Source organism: uncultured Kriegella sp., from assembly GCF_963975415.1.
Taxonomy (GTDB): Bacteria; Bacteroidota; Bacteroidia; order Flavobacteriales; family Flavobacteriaceae; genus Kriegella.
The window spans coordinates 106275-123904 of record NZ_CAXBGN010000014.1; the positions used below are offsets into that span (position 1 = coordinate 106275).

Genomic DNA, 17630 nt, shown 5'->3' on the forward strand with positions numbered 1-17630 from the left:
AGAAGTTACTGCAAACGACAATTTAGCGAATGAGAAATAAAATATTTATAAGTCACGCAACACCCGATGACAATGATTTTACTAGATGGTTAGCGTTAAAACTAATTGGATTAGGATACGAAGTTTGGTGTGACATTCTTTTTTTAGATAAAGGGGTTGATTTCTGGAGCAATATCGAAAAAGTTATAAGAGAAGATACCTGTAAATTTTTACTTGTTTCATCATCTTATTCAAATCAACGCGAAGGTGTTCTTAAAGAATTAGCAGTTGCAGCAAAAGTAAAAAAGCAACTGAAAGATGATAAGTTCATTATTCCATTAGCAATTGATGAACAACTATCTTACGATGATATTAATATTGATATTGTTAGGCTTAACGCTATCGATTTTAAAATGTCTTGGGCAAGAGGTTTGAAAGATATATTAGAAGCGTTCGAAAAACAAAAAGTTCCAAAAGAAGTTGCTGACGCTTCAAAAAGTAATTTACTTTATCAACAAATTTTTCTGCACGATAAAAGTGTAATTGAAAAAGAAGAAATTTATGACTCAAATTGGCTTTCGATATTGTCCTTTCCTGAAGAGTTAAGATTTCACGAATACAATTGGATGCTTCCTAAAAGATTTGACGTAAGAGAACTGACGTTTCCTGCTGTTCGTTACAAAAATTATCTCTGTACGTTCGCTTGGGCCTACGACTTTACATATCATTTACCTAAAACAGAAACATATCATAAGAGCAAAACAATTAGGATACCAACAGAGGAAATTTTATCAGGAAGTTATGATTCTAATTTTATTAGAAATGCAGAATGTAAAAGGCTAATAGTACAACTTCTTAATAAAGCATTTGAATTAAGGATGAAAGATAAAGAAGTTCAAGAATATGAAATGTCTAATAAAACCGCATATTGGCTCGAAAAAGGTAAGTTAGAAAAAGACAAATTTGAGAAAACCATGTTAGTCGGAAAGCAAAAAGATAAAAATTGGCATTTCGCAATTTCTGGAGCTTCAAAACTTTATCCCTTTCCTGTATTAATGATTTCATCACACATATTTTTTACGGCAGACGGAAAAAAATTGATTGACTCTTCAAGCGTTCAACATTCATCAAGAAGAAGACAAGGTAAAAACTGGTGGAATAATACTTGGAGAACCAAACTATTGGCATTTATTAAATATTTATCCGACGATGACACTTCCTTTTATTTAGAAATGGGTAGTGAAGAGAAAGTTTTTGTATCCAATGAACCAGTAAAATTTAAAGGTAACGTAAGCTATAATATTCCTGAAAAAAATACTCTTGAAGAAGAAGCTGAATTATCGGGCTTTAACCAAGGCGAAGATATCGAGGAGCTGGAAGAGTTGATTGAAAATTTAGAAGCTGAATGAAAGAACTTATATACATCGAAGAACCAAAAATACTATTTGCACACGGTCAAAAATGTACTGACGCCAGAGATGGACTTGCCTTATTTGGTCCATTAAATAATCTTTATGGCATTAAGAGTGGCGTTATTGGTACTAAACAAGGACTGAAAATATTTAGAGATTATTTAGACCACATACAAAAACCAATCTATAATAGTAACAGTATTACTAGACCGATGTTTCCCGGTTTTGAAGCTGTTTTCGATTGTAAATGGGAATCCACAGGAATCACATTTAAAGAAGTTACAAATGAAGATATTGGTAAATTTCTTTACAATAGCAGTACGCATAAGCGAACTTACGACTTAGTTTCCCTTTTTATAGACAAGATCATTTCTGCTAATAAAAATGAAGATGAAAATGTCGATGTATGGTTCGTCATTGTTCCAGATGAAATTTATAAATATTGCAGACCAAATTCAGTACTTCCCAAAGAAATGGTTCAGACTAAGGCACTAATGTCTAAATCAAAAGCAAAATCTTTCAGGTATGAACCATCACTATTCCCAGATATCAACATAGAATTAAAAGAACAAGAAAAAGAGGCTGAAACTTATAATTATGACGCACAGTTTCACGACCAATTTAAGGCAAGATTATTAAAACACACCATACCAACACAAATTTTTAGAGAAAGTACGTTGGCTTGGCGCGATTTCAAAAATGCATTTGGTCTGCCAATTAGAGATTTTTCTAAAATTGAAGGGCATTTGGCTTGGACAATTTCAACAGCTGCGTTTTACAAAGCTGGAGGTAAACCTTGGAAATTATCTGATGTCCGAAATGGAGTATGCTATCTTGGTTTAGTTTATAAAAAAGTTGAAAAAAGTAAAAACCCAAGAAATGCTTGTTGTGCAGCTCAAATGTTTTTAGATAATGGAGATGGTACGGTTTTTAAAGGAGAAGTTGGACCTTGGTACAATCCTAAAAATGGACAGTATCATTTAGAACCTAAAGAAGCGAAGGCTCTGTTAAGTCAATCCTTACAATCCTATAAAGAACAGATTGGAGAATATCCTAAAGAGGTATTCATTCACGCAAAAACAAGGTTTAATCATCAAGAATGGGATGCATTTTTAGAAGTGACACCAAAAGAAACTAATCTTGTCGGAGTAACCATTTCAAAAACAAAACCACTCAAATTATACAAAACTGAGGGAGATTATACAATTTTAAGAGGAAATGCATATGTAGTTAACGAGAGAAGTGCCTTTCTATGGACTGTGGGCTATGTTCCTAAAATACAAACTGCATTATCAATGGAGGTTCCTAATCCTTTATTTATAGAAATAAATAAAGGAGAAGCAGATATAAAACAAGTTTTAAAGGATATTTTATCTTTAACTAAATTGAATTATAATGCCTGCATTTTTGCAGATGGTGAACCTGTAACGTTAAGATTTGCGGACAAGATTGGAGAAATACTTACTGCGAGTACTGACATAAAAACACCGCCTTTAGCATTTAAATATTATATCTAATGCCAACGGACGAAACGAAACTGAATTGATATGCTGAAAAAAATTACACTGAAAGGAAAATAGAAAAAAGTGTTGGTCTTACCACCAACCAACCCAATTCAGATTAATTTCGGTTCAACTTCAACCTCAGTACTCTAATATAGTCGCTAGTTGCAACTTCTAAAATAGCCGCTCATTTATTGTCGGCGAGATATTGGATTTGCAATATTAGGTTTTGCGCAGGATCAGACCTTCACCGCCCTTTTTCGTTTGAGGTCTTTGATATCCTGTCTTAATACCTGCATTTTGGCCGTCTTTTCCCGAGGGAAGCCAATGGCCGTTTTCTTTCTATGGGTTTCCATCGAACGTAGGTTATAGTCCAGATCGAATTTTTTGGATCTGATTTCCCGCTGTATCTTTTGACATAGTTTGAAAAGTTGAAGGGCGACTTTTTCCGGGTCGAACCGCTGCTGTTTTCTGCCAACGATATGGAAATTCCTGAACTCCAGCCGATAGCAATAGAGATAATTGTTGTTTGAGGGAACATATTCCGCTTGAAAGACCAAATTGGCGTTCAGGGTTTGCAAGCGGGCAACTTGCTTGTGCTTTTGTATGTTCAGGTTCAAATTCGACCGTTCGACCATCGCCAGGCCCAATCCTTTGAAAAATGTTTTGGGTTCCCTTATGTTATGGACACTCGATTCGAGTTCGGAACCCGAAACGAGACCTAGCAAACTTCTTTGCAACTGGCCCATGTCCTCGGGTTCGATTTCATCCATGGGCAGGTTCAGCTGGCTGATCGTATTTTGCGCCCTCTCCAAATCGGCCACTTGGGAAACAATATGTTTGTTTTCCTTTTCGATGCGCTCGATGGCTTTGAAGGAATTGGCCTTGTTGAGCTCGTGCAACCGCTTTTGCGATTGTAGAAACTTTAGGTCATCCGAAAGCTTGACGAGTTGAAACTGGTCCATATCCCCAATCAACGCGGCCTGCATCTGTTCATAGGACAGGCTCTTGTCATCGGGAACGAGGTCGTCATAAATGCGCTTGTTCGGATCGGCCTCCCTGATCTGTTCCCGAAATCTTTCTTTATGGGTATTCAACGAATAGGAAAAGATGTCCGTGGAATCCTTGATGCCGTAAAATCGCTCCACCACCGTATTGCCATAGATTTGGGCCACTTCATTTCCCTTGCGCAGGCCCCGTCCGGCACGTTGGTCGAAGGCATCTGGGGAATAGGGAATGTCCATATGGAAGATGCCTACGACCCGTTTTTGGATATTCGTGCCCGTACCCAATACCTGTGTACTACCGAGTGCCACCCTAATCTCTCCATTTCGTATCTTTTCTTGCATGAAATCCGTTTTGTTCTTCGCCTTTTCCTCTTGGGCCAAGGCAATTTCATGGGCTGGAATGCCATAGTCTTCCCGAAGGATTTCGCGGACCGTTTCATAGGAGTTGTATTGTCCAGGTTTCCAAACGTTCAGGTCGGAGAACACCAAGCACACCCCTTTGTGCTCCGCTGTTTTTTTATAAAGCCCGGCGACATCCCGGCATAGACGCTGGAGTTTGAACTGGTCGAGTTCCGAAAAATCGATGGCGAGATTGTCCTTTGCCAAAGGGTCGATCAAAAGGGACCGGTTGATATTAAGTGCCGTTATGTGTGCGGACTTCATTTGGTCTGCGTTGTAAATGGGAACCTTGAACAGGGCATTTTGGTTGCGATCCTTTGTAAACCTGAGCGAGGCCTGTTTGAGTTCTTCATAGGCCGGTGTCGACTCTAAAATGATAAATTCCCTGTCCACTTCAAGGTCATGGGTCTTGAAATGTTTGTCCCTACAGATATGGGTAAAGGAGTTGTACATCTTGCTCAATTCGGGCAGATTGGTATAGTATCGAAATCGCGCATGCATCCTCGGATCCCCGAAAATGTTCGGTTCGATGCTTACGCTCTGCTTCAGGAAAATCGAGGCCCAGGCATCGAAATTGAAGATGTTCTTGCGCTTCAGTGCCGCAGGGGTAAGATAGCGCTGGTAGGCATACAGTTCGGTAACCGAGTTTTTTAGAGGGGTGCCGCTATAAAAAAAGATGTTTTTGTCGGGACCCATCCTGTGGTGGATGGATTTTATGCTGATTTCGAGGTCCAGGTTCCTTTGACTGTCCGAATGGTTGTTGAGGCCGGATACGTTCTGGTGCCGGGTCGTGAAGCCGATGTTCTTGAAATAATGGGCCTCGTCGATCATCAGGGCCTCGATGCCCAGATCGGTCAGTGTTGTCTCCGATTCCCCGGACCGTTCCTCCAATTTTTTTAAGGTCGCCTGCAACTTATCCTCCAAATGTTCCTTTCTTTTGATAAGGCCCTTAATCAGTTTCTTGGATTCCTTGATATTTCCGTATTCCCTTGCCGTTTGTAAGTCCTGTTCGATCATATCGATTTTTTCCCCGAGGATATGCAGGACGAAATGTCTTGATTTGGGAATCTGCTTTAAATGGCCGTGCTCGGCGATGATCAGGTCAATGGCCCTGTGGTTTTTAATCGTTTTCAAGGTCTTGGCCCTTTTGCCCTTGGCCATGTTCTTCGAACTTAATCGGAGGATGTTCAGTTGGGGAAAATTGGCCCTGATCTCGGCCTCGATCTGGGGGGCTACGCTTTTTAAGGTCAATAGCAAAGTTCTTTTGCTCTTCCCATGTTGTTTCAGTTTATGGGCCAGCATCGCCATGGAGAGGGTCTTGCCCTTGCCGACCTGATGATCGTTCAGGGCACTCCCTTTGGTAAGCCCGAAGAGGGTGGAATCGATCTGGTGTTGATAGGGCGGGTAGACCAAGGTATCGGGAAAGGTGAGCCATCCCTTGGGCACGGTGATATTGACATCGGCCAAAAAGGCCTGATAATAGTTGTTCTCAATGGTGGCCTTCAACTCTTGCCGCCCCTCGATAAAGGATTTGAAATGGAGCTGCAGTTCCTCGTAAAGGTTTTGGGCCATCAAGGTGGCATCCTTGTCCAGTTTCCTGATGGTCTTTCCCGATCGGTCCTTGTACGAAGTGAAAATGACCGGATACCTATTTTCCGCAAAATGTTGCAATATCCGTTTATAGTTCGCCTTGACCTCATGGCGGAGCACCACACTGAATCGTTCGTGGGCCTCTTGGTTAAAGTCCCTTGGGAACATCAAGGTCAAGGTGGAGTTGAACTGCGCCATATTGATCTGTACCTTCTCGCCTATGAGTTCCTCCAAAAAGGACTCCTTTGCGGAAATAGGAATAAAATGGCTTTCGAAATTGAACTCGATATCGTTCAGGTCCAACTTTGCGGGAAGCAGTTCCGTCAATGCCCGTTCCATTTTTTCCGTTTCGATTTCAAATGGTGGAGGATGGTTCCCGACATACTCGATCTTATCCTGGATATAGCCACTCGAAAATAGGAAATAGGGCACCACTGCATAGCCCGTTTCGGATTCCCTATCGGGCTCTAGAAAAAGGGAGCGGGTTTCCAGCCCGTTCAGCAACAGTTCCTTTTCGTTGGTCTTAAAGGCTCTTGTGATGGCTGCTATATCGATCTGTCCGTTATGGTCAAATTGGTAGCGCGCCATTTGTTCGGGATTCTCGAATCTGGGTTCCTTTGAGTCGGATGTATCTGTGCCAATTTCAGCAGAAGCGGTTTCATCGGGTTTGGTTTTGGCGCGGGGAGCCTTTAGAAATCGTTCCAGGGTGAACGACGGATTTTTGCCATAACCCTTTCCATCCTCCTTTTTCTCAAACTGTTGGCGGACCTGCTCGAAATAATGGTCGTCCTTCAGAAATATGAGATGCCCCTTTAGGAATCCCCACTTAAAATGGAAGGTGTCCAATTGGTAGTCCAAGTCCTGGAAGCGTCTGGCAACTTCTTGCTCTGGAAGTTCCCTTTTTTCGATATTGAGGTTGAGCAGTACGAGCTCGTTCCGCATACGGGCATAGTCCGCCACCAATTCTCTGATTTTATGGGGTACCTTTCTTGTGCTCTGTGGGTCGGTGTAAAACAAAACTTCGCCCTTCTTGTTAAAATTGTAGGTACCAAAAAACAACCGGGAGTATTGTTTGGCTTCTTTATCGTGCAAGGCAATCGGAGGTAAAACCGTATCGACGATAGGAGGCGTTGGTGGTGCTGCCGTTTGTTCCTCGGCTATGGCCTCCTTTGGCAAGGGTTCCGGTTTTTTCGGTATATCTAAAGGTGCCGGACCGACCTCGAACTTGAAACCATCGGATTGTCCTTCCAGAAAATTCGACAGGGATATTTCGTTAGGTTCAACAATAATGCTTGGCCTGTTGTGGAAAAAGCCGAGCTTGGGCGTACCGTGAACATTTCCCGGATTGTTCTTGAAAAAACGATTGGTCAGAAAGGATTGACCTTCCAGTTCAACGGCTTCGGTTTCCGCAAAATCCATTTCGTCGGTGGATAGCGTTTTTTTGTTGGAAGTCCTACGGTACACCAATAGATCGGATACGACCTTGGTGCCCTCGTTGGTGAACAAGTCCGTGTTGAAACGGTTGGCCAGGAGCAAGTCGTTCTCCAATAATATAGACTCCCTAAAACCATTGTAGGCACTTCGCTCGGCAAAGGCGGAAGAGGTAACCAAAGCCATGATCCCACCATAGCGTACCATCTTAGGGGCATAAAAATTAAAATAATTGCCCACGTTTTTGAGCGGGCCTTCCGTCAGGTAATCGTGTCGATACGCCTTGGTGATGGGAATGTCGCCAAATGGGATATTGGTCATGACCAAATCGAAACGGGCCTTTTCCACCTGATCCAGAAAAAAATCCTCAAAAGTGGTGTTCAGTACGGTTACACGGTCGTCTTTTTGGTTATTGGCCTTAAGGATCTCAAAGGATAGGATATCAGGTTCCAAAGCTGTGATATGGGCTTCGGGGAACACCTTTTTTAATTCCTGTACATAGGCCCCATTGCCAGCCGAGGGTTCCAGTATGGTCTTGGGTTCAAACCCATTTTTCTTTAGAAGACCGATCTTAAATTCGATGATGGTCTTGGGCGTGTAGTAACTGGTCAGATGGTACCGCCGCAACGAATCCAGAATTTCCTTAAAGGTTTCTGGAAAAGCCTGTTCAATCGTCCGCAATAACTGTTTCCCTTGCTCTTCATTTCCGGAGGCGGGATAGAACAACAGCTCCCCCAACTTGGCAAGTCCGGAATTGTTGATATAATAGTTCTTGGGATTCGATGCCTTTATCAAGGCAACGATCTGGGCCAAATGTTCCTGTTTCATCCCGGACTATTGAAGCGATTTCAGGATGGCCGCCCTGCCCTCGGCGTGTTTTTCGTTCAAGGCCCGATAGATATCCGACAGGGCTTCATTGGCATGCTCCAGCGCAAGGGGCCCAATGTGGCCGTCCTCAAGAAACTGTCCCTGTAATTTGGCGTGCAGGATATAGGCATTGATGGCAAAATCAAAACGGTATTCCGCAGCATCCAAACGGGCGGTCAGGTTCGGATAAGCCTCCAACGCGTAAAAACAAAAATGAAGGTCGGGACCACATTCCCCATTGGCAAGCTGACGCTCCCAGTCCTTGATCGTTTCCGGATGTTCGGCCCGGAATTTTTGGGTTTCCGAGGTAAGCAATAGTTCTGCCTGTGTCATAGATTGTATTTTTTAAGGTTTGTTTGACAGTGTAAAATCTTTCGCGTTTTCAATATTTGGACGCAGAGTTTCGTTCAATTCGATAAGGTGTTCGTACAAGGCGTTCTTGAACAGCATCACGCCTTCAAGTGAATCGAAGTGATAGAAAACGTGTCGCCCCTTTTCGGAGTGGATGAATAGTTCATAGGCCTGCTGCTCAGCACTTTCGCTCCATGGTTGTAATATTTCTGATGTAAAATCCAACAACGTGGTAATACTGTCCATAAGGAAAGCATCCCGTAGTAAGGGGCGTCCAGTTGTGTCCAAAATCGTTATCTCAAAAAGCATGGTGTCAAATGGAAAATTTAATTCTTCTTTTTTCTTTAGTCCCCAATGGTTCCAAGGGATTGGTACGGTTCATATATTCCCTGTAGCCACGGTAGTATTCGGGATGTTTGCTTTTTAGATTGGCAATGGGCCTATATTCCTTGAGTTCTGGTTTCTTGCCGTTTTTAGTCAACGCAAAATAGGTTTTGCCCGAACCGTAATGCTTTTTTAGCAGTAGGGTATCGTTGGTCTGCCGCAAGGGAATCTTGTCCACATCTATGAGATAGTCCTTCTTCTCAATAAGGTTTTTGACGACCTCGTACTTTAACCGTTTCGGGACGTTTTTGGATTCCAAAAAATCATCCAGCAATGTCCATTGCTTTAAAACATCGATACCTTCCACACTGTCCGTAGCCTTTAGGAATAATCTGTTCCCATGAATGCCTAGGGAAACGCCGTATTTGGTCTCGGCCAAAAAGGTTATTGATTTTTGTCCAAGTAATGTGCGGAATTCGCCTACCGAGAGATATAGGCGATTTTTTTCATTGGCGACTTTTAGATAGGGCACCAGTACGACAACGTTTTTTCCTAGGGTTGCTGGAACGAAAAGTCCCTCCAAACCTTGTTCGACCTGAATAGGCAACGTTTTGGAAAATTTGGGTAGTTTATCGCCAGGCGGCCCTAGAGTTTGGATGCCATTTTGTAGATGCCGATTGTATGAGTAAATATTACTTAAAGTATCGTTGAAAAGGTGGAGCAGCCTGTTTTTGGTCTGCATATCCAAATGGTCGACATCCCTTTGGAAATACCTGTGCTTCATAAACAAATGATCGGATCTGGAAGGATACAGGTGTTGAACCCTTTCCTTTAATAGCGAAATGGAATAGTTGCGCCAGACCGGACAATTGTTCACATGGGTAAAGGATATATAAGTCCTATTCTCTACCCTATGATACCCCAATAACAGTTTCATCAACTTATTTTCGTTTTCATGGATGGATATGCGACCTATAGGGGTAATATTCCGGTCTTTTTGGAACAGCTGGTCTTTACTTTTTAAAAGGGCCAACTGCTCTTTCAATGCCGTATTGATAAAACCCGATTCGGCCAATTTGAGATCACGGACATATCGCAACTTTCTGAGGTCGTTCAATTGATCGGTCGGAACGGCCTTAAATTCAAATTTTTTAAATGCACTGAAGTCGGGGTCCAAAAATTGGGACACAAAATTTTTGATCCTGTGGAAGAGTTTAATGGAATTGCGAATAGTGAGATACGATTTCATGGCTATCGGTTCAATCGATTTTTAAATTGGAATACGCCTCATACTTTATATTGAAGGAAGATGCGGGATTTACCCTCTTTCCGTCCTTGATGACCTCGTAGTGCAAATGGGGTCCAGTGGAAATCCCCGTATTCCCAACGGTTCCAATAAAATCATGGGCATCGAGTACTTCCCCGAGTTCGACCGCCACGGATTCCATATGCCCGTACAGGCTACTGAAACCATAGGCATGTGAAATGATGATGTGAAGACCATGACCATTGGGATCATTTTCGATATGGGCCACCCTGCCGGCAGCGGTACAATAGATCGGTGTACCCTTCTCGGCCGCCAGATCGATGCCGAAGTGTTTTTTTGTAACCTGATGGATGGGATGGTGACGGTTACCATAGGAACTTGACAGCACATAGTGTTCCCGGAACAGGGGAACCGCCGAAGGTAGGCTGTCCAAGATTTCCGGGCGCAAGGGCAAAAATGGTTTCAATCGGTCCATTTGTTCGAAATTTTCCAAATCGCGCAATAGGTCATTGAGCCGTTGATAGATCAGGTCTTCCCTTGATGCCTCGGTCACGGGTCGGCTTATTTGCCTTGTTAGGATTCCAAGGTCTTCCGGCTTTTGAGGGTTATCGTAAAAAAATCGATTGGCGGTGATGCAAAGAAAGAACACCCCGACAAAAATCCAGTAACTACTGTTCTGTGGGGTAAAATGACCGTTGTCCCTCGAATTGGTCACGTCGCCCACCTTTCGGGCACATCCCCTTATCCAACCGACTACTGATTTTTTAATGTTCCTCCCAACGCTCATGGATCATAGTTTATTTGTAAAGGTTGTTGCACAAAATTTTGTCAATTGCAAATTTTACTTATATTTGTAGTGATTATTACAAATATATGCAATTTTTACAAATATGAACAACACCTGGAGAAAATTTGATGCAACGCTGGATTTACCGGTCTTACTAGATTATTTTGGATTTGTCCTCCAGCGTAAGACGAATACGTTTATAGGCTACAACATGGGAAAGGAGCATTATATCGTTATCAAGACCGACCTTGGATATCGCTATTACAGGCCAAGCGAACCCCAAACAAAAGGTACCTCCTTTGACTTTATATTGGAACGGCTTTCCCGAACGGATGCGGAAGCAAGAACGGGTCTATGGACCAAAATCGAGGATTTCTATGTGCAACTTGAAAAAAAACCGGAATTCCTTCTAAATAACGCTTCCAAAAATTCTCTTGAACTGGTTGACATCGGTTTCAACCATTTTGAATTGTTTGCCGAGGAGCTTACTTTAAGGCCGAAAAGCATAGCGGGCATAGGTTCCGACATTTTCCAAGATCGCATCTACGAAAATCCGGAAGGCCGATTGTATTTCCCCTATCGAAACCTGGCCAATACCGTCACGGGATATGCCATGGACAAGGATGGGAAGCTTTCCCTGATAGCGGAAAGCGATATTTCCAAATCCGTTTGGTTCAGTAAGGTGCCCGATACCATCAAGCATTTGGTGGTACTCCGCAACCCCATGGAAGCCATGGCCTTTCATCGAAGGTTCCAATTGGAGGATGTGGTCTATCTCACGCTCTCCGACATCAATTACGAGACCTCAAAATTACTGGTGCAGATTTTAAAGCGTACCAAACTGAAAAAAATGGTACTCAGTTTTACCGGTTCCTCCAAAATCGAGGGCTATATCCATGATCTGATGCTTATTTCCTATATCAACGATTCGCGCTTTTTATTCCGGGTGGCCCAAGACCACTTGGCAATCCGGTTCGACCCCGAAGGGCAGAAGCCATTGGCAAAGCTGCACAATGAGGTAATAAAATACAACGGTAGCCTGACAAAGGAATATATCAAATACAATAAGGTTCCTGACCAATCCCTTCTGAACCGGAAGAGTATCGTGCTCACCAGGGAAAAGCAATGGGTATCGTGCCGTATTCCCTTTGAGGTCAACGCACTTCGCTATTTTCTCTGGAGTTATTACCGAAACTATATGGACAGGACCATAGAGATCGTTAAACCCGTACATGCCAATTGGACGTTGGAGTTCGCAGCGAACGGGGTCTACAGTGGAACTGGAATGTTAAAGGCCTTTAAGATGGCCGTATAAATAAAGGGGGCGCTCCCGCCCCCTTCAATCCTTAATTCCGGACATGAAAAATGGAAATGTCATATCCAGAATTACAAAGTTAACAATTGTTTATTAATCCTTAATTTAAAACTTGAAAAATGGAAAAACAAGCAGAGCAGGTTTTCGTAAAAGTGAACCAACGATGGCAACGGGCGACCGTGGTCGGAGAAAAAGACGGAAAGGTATCCGTAATGACCAATGACGGACAGTCGTTCAAACTTCCGAAAAACGAGAAGTACTTTGAACCCATTAAATCCAAAGAGCAGAAATTCGCCTATGGGGATGTAAGGGAACAATTGGAGGGACAGTACATCAGTTATGAAAAACTTTCCCAAAGCGTACGCAACAATCTGACCGAGGGGAAGGAACACTTCCACGAGTCCACCTATATCTCGGAGGGAGAGCTTAAGGAAAGTGCCAAGATGGTGCAGATGGTCTATGACAGGAACCTAGGTTCCAGATTGGATGTCCAGTACCGGAGAAATGAAATGGTAACGCTGGACAAGGCATGGGCCTATAACCATAGTTTCAGTGCCGATGAATACGATCGGATGGCGCACAAAAAGGAATTCGTCCTCTTTCAGGGAAGCACCAACGATGGGGAAGTGTTCCAAAAGCTGGCCTATTACGAACCCAAGGTACGGGACATCCGTACCAAAGCGGCTCTTTCCCCGAACACCTATTTTTATGGGGCAAAGTTGACTGTAAAACAGGCCGACGCGCTCAACAGGGGCCAAGAACTCGAAATGGAGATCAAGAGCAAGGTCCACGGAACCAAACCCTATTTGGTGTCCTATTCCCCGCGTAGGGAAACTTTTATCACCAAAAATATCGATTTGGAAAAAGCCAAAAAGCTTGAGGTAAATCCCGATGAAAAAAAAAAGTCGCGGAGCCGGGGTATAAAGGTTTGACCGGTTGACCCCTCTATGGGCCGTCCGTAATGGACGGCCTACTTTTCATCAAACCATACACAAAAACAAGGCCTCCCGCATTCGCATATCCATATGGAATGCGGCCAACAAATCCCATGTTCATAGGAAAGCCCATAACCCGTCCGTAGGTGGCCAGGCGGGTAGACACTTAATCAAATTATGGCAATACCAACTACCATAAATTAATACATATCAATTGCTTAGTGAATTCTATAGAGATGAAGAACTATTCCGAAAATCCCGGGCACTACAAACGGCTGATCGCCCAGATCGATAGCGAAGTAGATTTTTCCGGATATCTGATCGCACAGGGCTACCAACTGCTCAAGAAAAGTTCGGGCTCACAGGAATACCGAAAGGAGGCGGAACGCATCGTCCTACAGACAAGAAGGAACCCCGTGACCTATTTCAACCGCAACGACTCTTTGGACAAGGGACGATTTTTCAAATATCTGCATAATCGCTCCCCCAATTTTTACGAGGCCATAAAACAGGGACTGGACATTATCCAACGGGATTACCCGGAACCGCCCTCGGTCAAGCTGCAGCAAAAGAATAAAAGGTACGTTGGACTGGAAGAGCGTTATCGTATCGGCCCCCTGACCCGACCGAACTATTTAGCGGAAGTTCGCGGGCTCTCCATAAACACGCTCAAATCCGAAGCCTTCAAGGGCAGGATTTTTAATGCCTTCCATATCAGTGACAGCAACGGCCGTATCGCCAATATCGCCCTTCCCAAGTTCGATGTGGACGGCAAGATCAAGAACTATACCCTTTACAATAGGCCCTATCGGGACAGCAAGGACGGAAAGGTGAAAAAGTTCCGCTTGTTCCTCAACGGGCGTTATCAATACCTTTTCGTTTCAAATCCAAACATCAACGCGGAAAAAATAGTCTGTGTGGAGAGCGGTTTCGATGCCATGGCCTACCATGAACTACACGGTCGCCCAAAAACATTCTATATCTCCATGTCGGGCCATATCGACGGGCGGAAACTGGAACAGTTTCTCCAATGGAATCATAAGGTAGATCCATCCAATACGCTCCCCCTTCATTTGGCCTTCGACCAAGATATCGAAGGGATGCGCTACGACCTCATTGTCCTGGGCCATTGGATCAATCGAAAGTCAAAGGGGGTGTTTATCGAAACGGATTGGAAACGCCCCGTGATGCGCTTGAAATTGAACTATCTCTCCAAATCCGTCGTTGCCATGGAACGGGATACCGACTACATCAATGCACAGATTTCCAGCCCCCCCTACGGAATGCCCTACGGCCTACAAAAGCCCATCTGCTATCGCGACAAGGTGCTCTGGGAACTGGATCTGGAAAAAATTGTTCTTCTTCCCCAACATTCCAGAACCTATTGGAGTCTGGCGGTCGGGGCACTTTCACAATGCTTCGCGCAGGGCATGCTAAAAATGGACAAATCCCCCACCACGAAGGATTGGAACGAGGAACTGATCTCAATAAAAAAAAAGTCCGGTTGTCCGCCAGTGAACCTATGCTGAATACCGCCGTGAAAAGACCAGGGAAACCGCCAAAAAGAAAAGGATATGCACGATAAGAACAAGGGCTATATGGGCATGTACCTTTCCGCCTTCCACTTTGCCATTATTCTATTCGGGGAACAATATGCCCTTTATGTTTACCACTACGGGCATCACGGATTCTTGGACAGTATGTACTCGTTTCTGATTCGTTCCGGACTGCCATCCCAAGGCTTGGTCGCCCGACTGCTCCTGTTGGGCCTTCTGATGGGCGGAATTATGATATACCGTCCGGTTAAAAAGGAGGAGTTGGATCGTCAAAAAAATGTTGCAGGCTTTCTCGTGTCCTTGGCCCTGTTGTTCGTTTCTTGGTGGTGCCATGGTATTTTCGTATTGGGGATGTGGGCCGCTATGGTACTTCTTTCCTTGGCCTACTTGGGATTGATGACCTACGGGATGCGGTTATTCCAGTTCTTGGACTTTATGAACCCGGCTAAAAATGACCCTTTTAACGATACGAAGGAAACCTTCGAGCAGACAGGCAACCGAATCGATACGCCCTATTCCGCCAATATCCCATACACCTATTCCCATCATGGAAAACAACGAAAAGGATGGATCAATTTTGTCAATCTTTTCAGGGCATTGCTGGTCATCGGCACTCCAGGGAGCGGCAAGTCCTTTTCCGTTATCGAGGAAATCATGGCCCAGTTCATCGACAAGAAATTCGCCATGGTCATCTACGATTTTAAGTTCGATACGCTGACCCGTAAAGCTTATGGCTATTTACAGGAAGCCTTAAAAAGGCAAGGTAGCGATTCCAAAATGCCCTTTCCTAAACTGTACCGGATCTGTTTTGACGACCTCCGGATGACCCACCGGAACAACCCCATGGATCCCTATGGCCTGGTCAACCAATCCGATGCCATCGATACGGCCACGACCCTTATGAAAAACCTGAATCCCGAATGGATAAAACGGCAGGACTATTTTTCGCGCAGTGCCATCAGTTATACAGGGGGCTGTATCTGGTACCTCAAGAAAAAATCGGAAGAAACGGGCAAGTATCTCTGTACCCCCGGGCATTTGGCCATTTTGACCACGGTAAAAATCGACATTTTGATGGAGATCATGACCGAGGACGTGGAAGTACGCCAGATATTGGTCCCCTTTCGGGACGCTTTGGAAAAGGAGGCCATGGAACAACTGTCGGGCCAGACCAGTACGGTCCAGATAAGCCTTTCCAGCATTGCGACCAAGGAAATCTTCTATGTGATGTCCGGCAATGACTTCAGTCTGGAGGTGAACGATCCCCGATATCCCAAAATCGTGTCGCTACAGAACAATCCCGAACGGAAGGAAGTCTATTCCGCACCCTTGGGCCTGTACATGAACACCATCCTCAAACGGGTGAACAAACCGGGCAAGCGGCACATGGCATTGCTTATCGACGAGGTACCCACCCTGTTCATCATGTTGTTGCGGACCATAATCGATACCGGGAGGGAAAACAAGATCGCTACCATTTTGGGGCTTCAGAGCGTCGGACAGCTTATCCTGGATTACGGCCGGGAACTGGCCGATGTCATCTATGACAACTGTGCGAACCTTATCTGTGGCGCGGCCAAAGGCGAGACGGCCAAACGGTTGAGCGAGCTTTTCGGAAAGATCCATCAAGAAAAGGTCTCAAAGAACACGAGCAGCTCCGATGTCAGTACCAACCTGAGCACACAGATGATGGAACTCTTGCCCAGAAGCAAGATCGCGTCCATGTCCACTGGGCATTTCGCAGGATTGGTGGCCGACACCTTCGAACATCAGATCAAGGAAAAGAAATGTTATGGCCAGTTGCTCCCCGACATCGAAGGCAAGCGAAGGGCCATGAAGCACAAGTTGCCCGTTGTCAACGATTTCAAGCCGGAGAATTTCGGGGAACTGTTCCAAGCGCAGATGAAGCTCATAGAGGAGCTGGATTTACCGAAGAACGTCTCGGGCCTGTTTACCAAGGAAATCGGGTACATCGAATTTTATGGTACGCGTCTGGAAGAAACGGCCAAAAATGCATTTACCAATGGTACCAAACGCCGAATTTTTAAGGATGTGGTCAAGGAGCTTCGCCTGTTCGATTTTAGGGAGGATATTCTGGAACTGCTGAATACGGGTGCAAGGGGTGCCGATTGGCAAAGGTTATTGGCCCATATTGTGGAGGAATTTTTGGTGCGTACGGAAATGGACCGTGTGGCCCAAGCCGAATTTGACAAGATTATCAATGAAGTGGACAGCCTGGTGAAAGAGGAATATAAGGCAGTTACGGGAAAAGAGCTTGAGAGCGCCATATTTGACGAAAAGAAAATAAATGGTGAAATTGCAAGATCAATCGACAACTCCGAGGCGGCCGTAGAAAAGTTCATGGACGATTTCGGGAAGGAACTTGATGAGTCCCTGTCCCAAAGTTTGGCAGCTTTGCAGGAAGAGACGGAGTATAATTTTGATGAGGAATTTTCCTCGTATCCCATAGAAAATTTTGAATAATGGACATTGAATCGATCATCAATCTGGACTCCAAGGATCTGGGGTATATCGGGGAACGCTTAAAGGAAATACGTCTTGAACTGGTGGAATTGGACGATGTCGAGGACAAAAGGTTCAGTCAGTTTTCGATGACCAACCTAAGCGATTACCTGAACATGGACCGTACAACTTTGGCCAATGTGGAGCGCGGTTCCTCAATGGTCAATTCCATCAAGATCATCCTCTATTTTTACAGTTTGGGCTATAATCCCATTTGGATTTTGTTACCCGATAACGAGTTCGTGCAAAAGCGTAATCTCGGGGAAAATATGGTCTACCAAGAAGGACTTCGCGAGAAATACCTTGAGCTGGAGGAACGGGTTTCAGAGGCCATGAAGGATTTCAAATCGTCCTTGTAAATTTTGCATTCGAAGTAATTTCTTGC

General features: G+C 44.3%; 12 protein-coding genes. 7 read left to right on the forward strand and 5 right to left on the reverse strand.

Features of this window, described 5'->3' with window-relative positions:
* Positions 1-29: 29 nt before the first annotated feature.
* Both AACZ88_RS21525 and AACZ88_RS21530 read left to right on the forward strand, forming a co-directional pair.
* Complete coding sequence (locus tag AACZ88_RS21525; protein ID WP_109649956.1) at positions 30-1388, forward strand: toll/interleukin-1 receptor domain-containing protein; 1359 nt, start codon at positions 30-32, stop codon at positions 1386-1388.
* Positions 1385-2908, forward strand: a complete 1524-nt coding sequence (locus tag AACZ88_RS21530) for a hypothetical protein (protein ID WP_109649955.1) — start codon at positions 1385-1387, stop codon at positions 2906-2908. Before AACZ88_RS21525 ends, AACZ88_RS21530 begins: the two co-directional genes overlap by 4 nt.
* Before the next feature lie 224 nt (positions 2909-3132).
* Here AACZ88_RS21530 and AACZ88_RS21535 read toward each other — a convergent pair whose 3' ends face one another.
* From AACZ88_RS21535 to AACZ88_RS21555, 5 genes are read right to left on the reverse strand one after another with little or no spacing between them, the layout of a single operon-like run.
* Positions 3133-8148 (reverse strand): helicase-related protein, encoded by a 5016-nt coding sequence (locus AACZ88_RS21535; protein WP_109649954.1) that lies wholly within the window; start codon positions 8146-8148, stop codon positions 3133-3135.
* A gap of 6 nt (positions 8149-8154) precedes the next feature.
* Positions 8155-8520, reverse strand: coding sequence for a hypothetical protein (locus AACZ88_RS21540; RefSeq protein ID WP_109649953.1), 366 nt, complete (start codon positions 8518-8520; stop codon positions 8155-8157).
* 12 nt (positions 8521-8532) lie between these two features.
* A complete protein-coding gene (locus tag AACZ88_RS21545) occupies positions 8533-8847 on the reverse strand; it encodes a hypothetical protein (RefSeq protein ID WP_109649952.1) in 315 nt (104 codons plus the stop codon).
* Positions 8848-8851: 4 nt separating this feature from the next.
* Positions 8852-10111, reverse strand: coding sequence for a hypothetical protein (locus AACZ88_RS21550; RefSeq protein ID WP_109649951.1), 1260 nt, complete (start codon positions 10109-10111; stop codon positions 8852-8854).
* Between the two features lie 10 nt (positions 10112-10121).
* Entirely contained in the window at positions 10122-10916 is a 795-nt protein-coding gene (locus tag AACZ88_RS21555; protein WP_109649950.1) for a M23 family metallopeptidase, read from the reverse strand.
* Between the two features lie 103 nt (positions 10917-11019).
* On the opposite strand from AACZ88_RS21555, the gene AACZ88_RS21560 reads away from it, so the two are divergent.
* The 5 genes from AACZ88_RS21560 (at position 11020) to AACZ88_RS21580 (ending at position 17604) form a co-directional block, all read left to right on the forward strand.
* Positions 11020-12231 carry a hypothetical protein gene (locus AACZ88_RS21560; RefSeq protein WP_109649949.1) on the forward strand — a complete coding sequence of 404 codons (1212 nt, stop codon included), beginning with the start codon at positions 11020-11022 and terminating at the stop codon, positions 12229-12231.
* Positions 12232-12350: 119 nt separating this feature from the next.
* Positions 12351-13163 (forward strand): hypothetical protein, encoded by an 813-nt coding sequence (locus AACZ88_RS21565; protein WP_109649948.1) that lies wholly within the window; start codon positions 12351-12353, stop codon positions 13161-13163.
* Between the two features lie 239 nt (positions 13164-13402).
* Entirely contained in the window at positions 13403-14695 is a 1293-nt protein-coding gene (locus tag AACZ88_RS21570) for a toprim domain-containing protein (protein ID WP_109649947.1), read from the forward strand.
* A 45-nt stretch (positions 14696-14740) separates the two neighbouring features.
* Positions 14741-17206, forward strand: a complete 2466-nt coding sequence (locus tag AACZ88_RS21575) for a type IV secretory system conjugative DNA transfer family protein (protein WP_109649946.1) — start codon at positions 14741-14743, stop codon at positions 17204-17206.
* On the forward strand, positions 17206-17604 hold the full coding sequence (locus tag AACZ88_RS21580; protein ID WP_109649945.1) for a hypothetical protein: 399 nt from the start codon (positions 17206-17208) through the stop codon (positions 17602-17604). Before AACZ88_RS21575 ends, AACZ88_RS21580 begins: the two co-directional genes overlap by 1 nt.
* Positions 17605-17630: the final 26 nt, after the last annotated feature.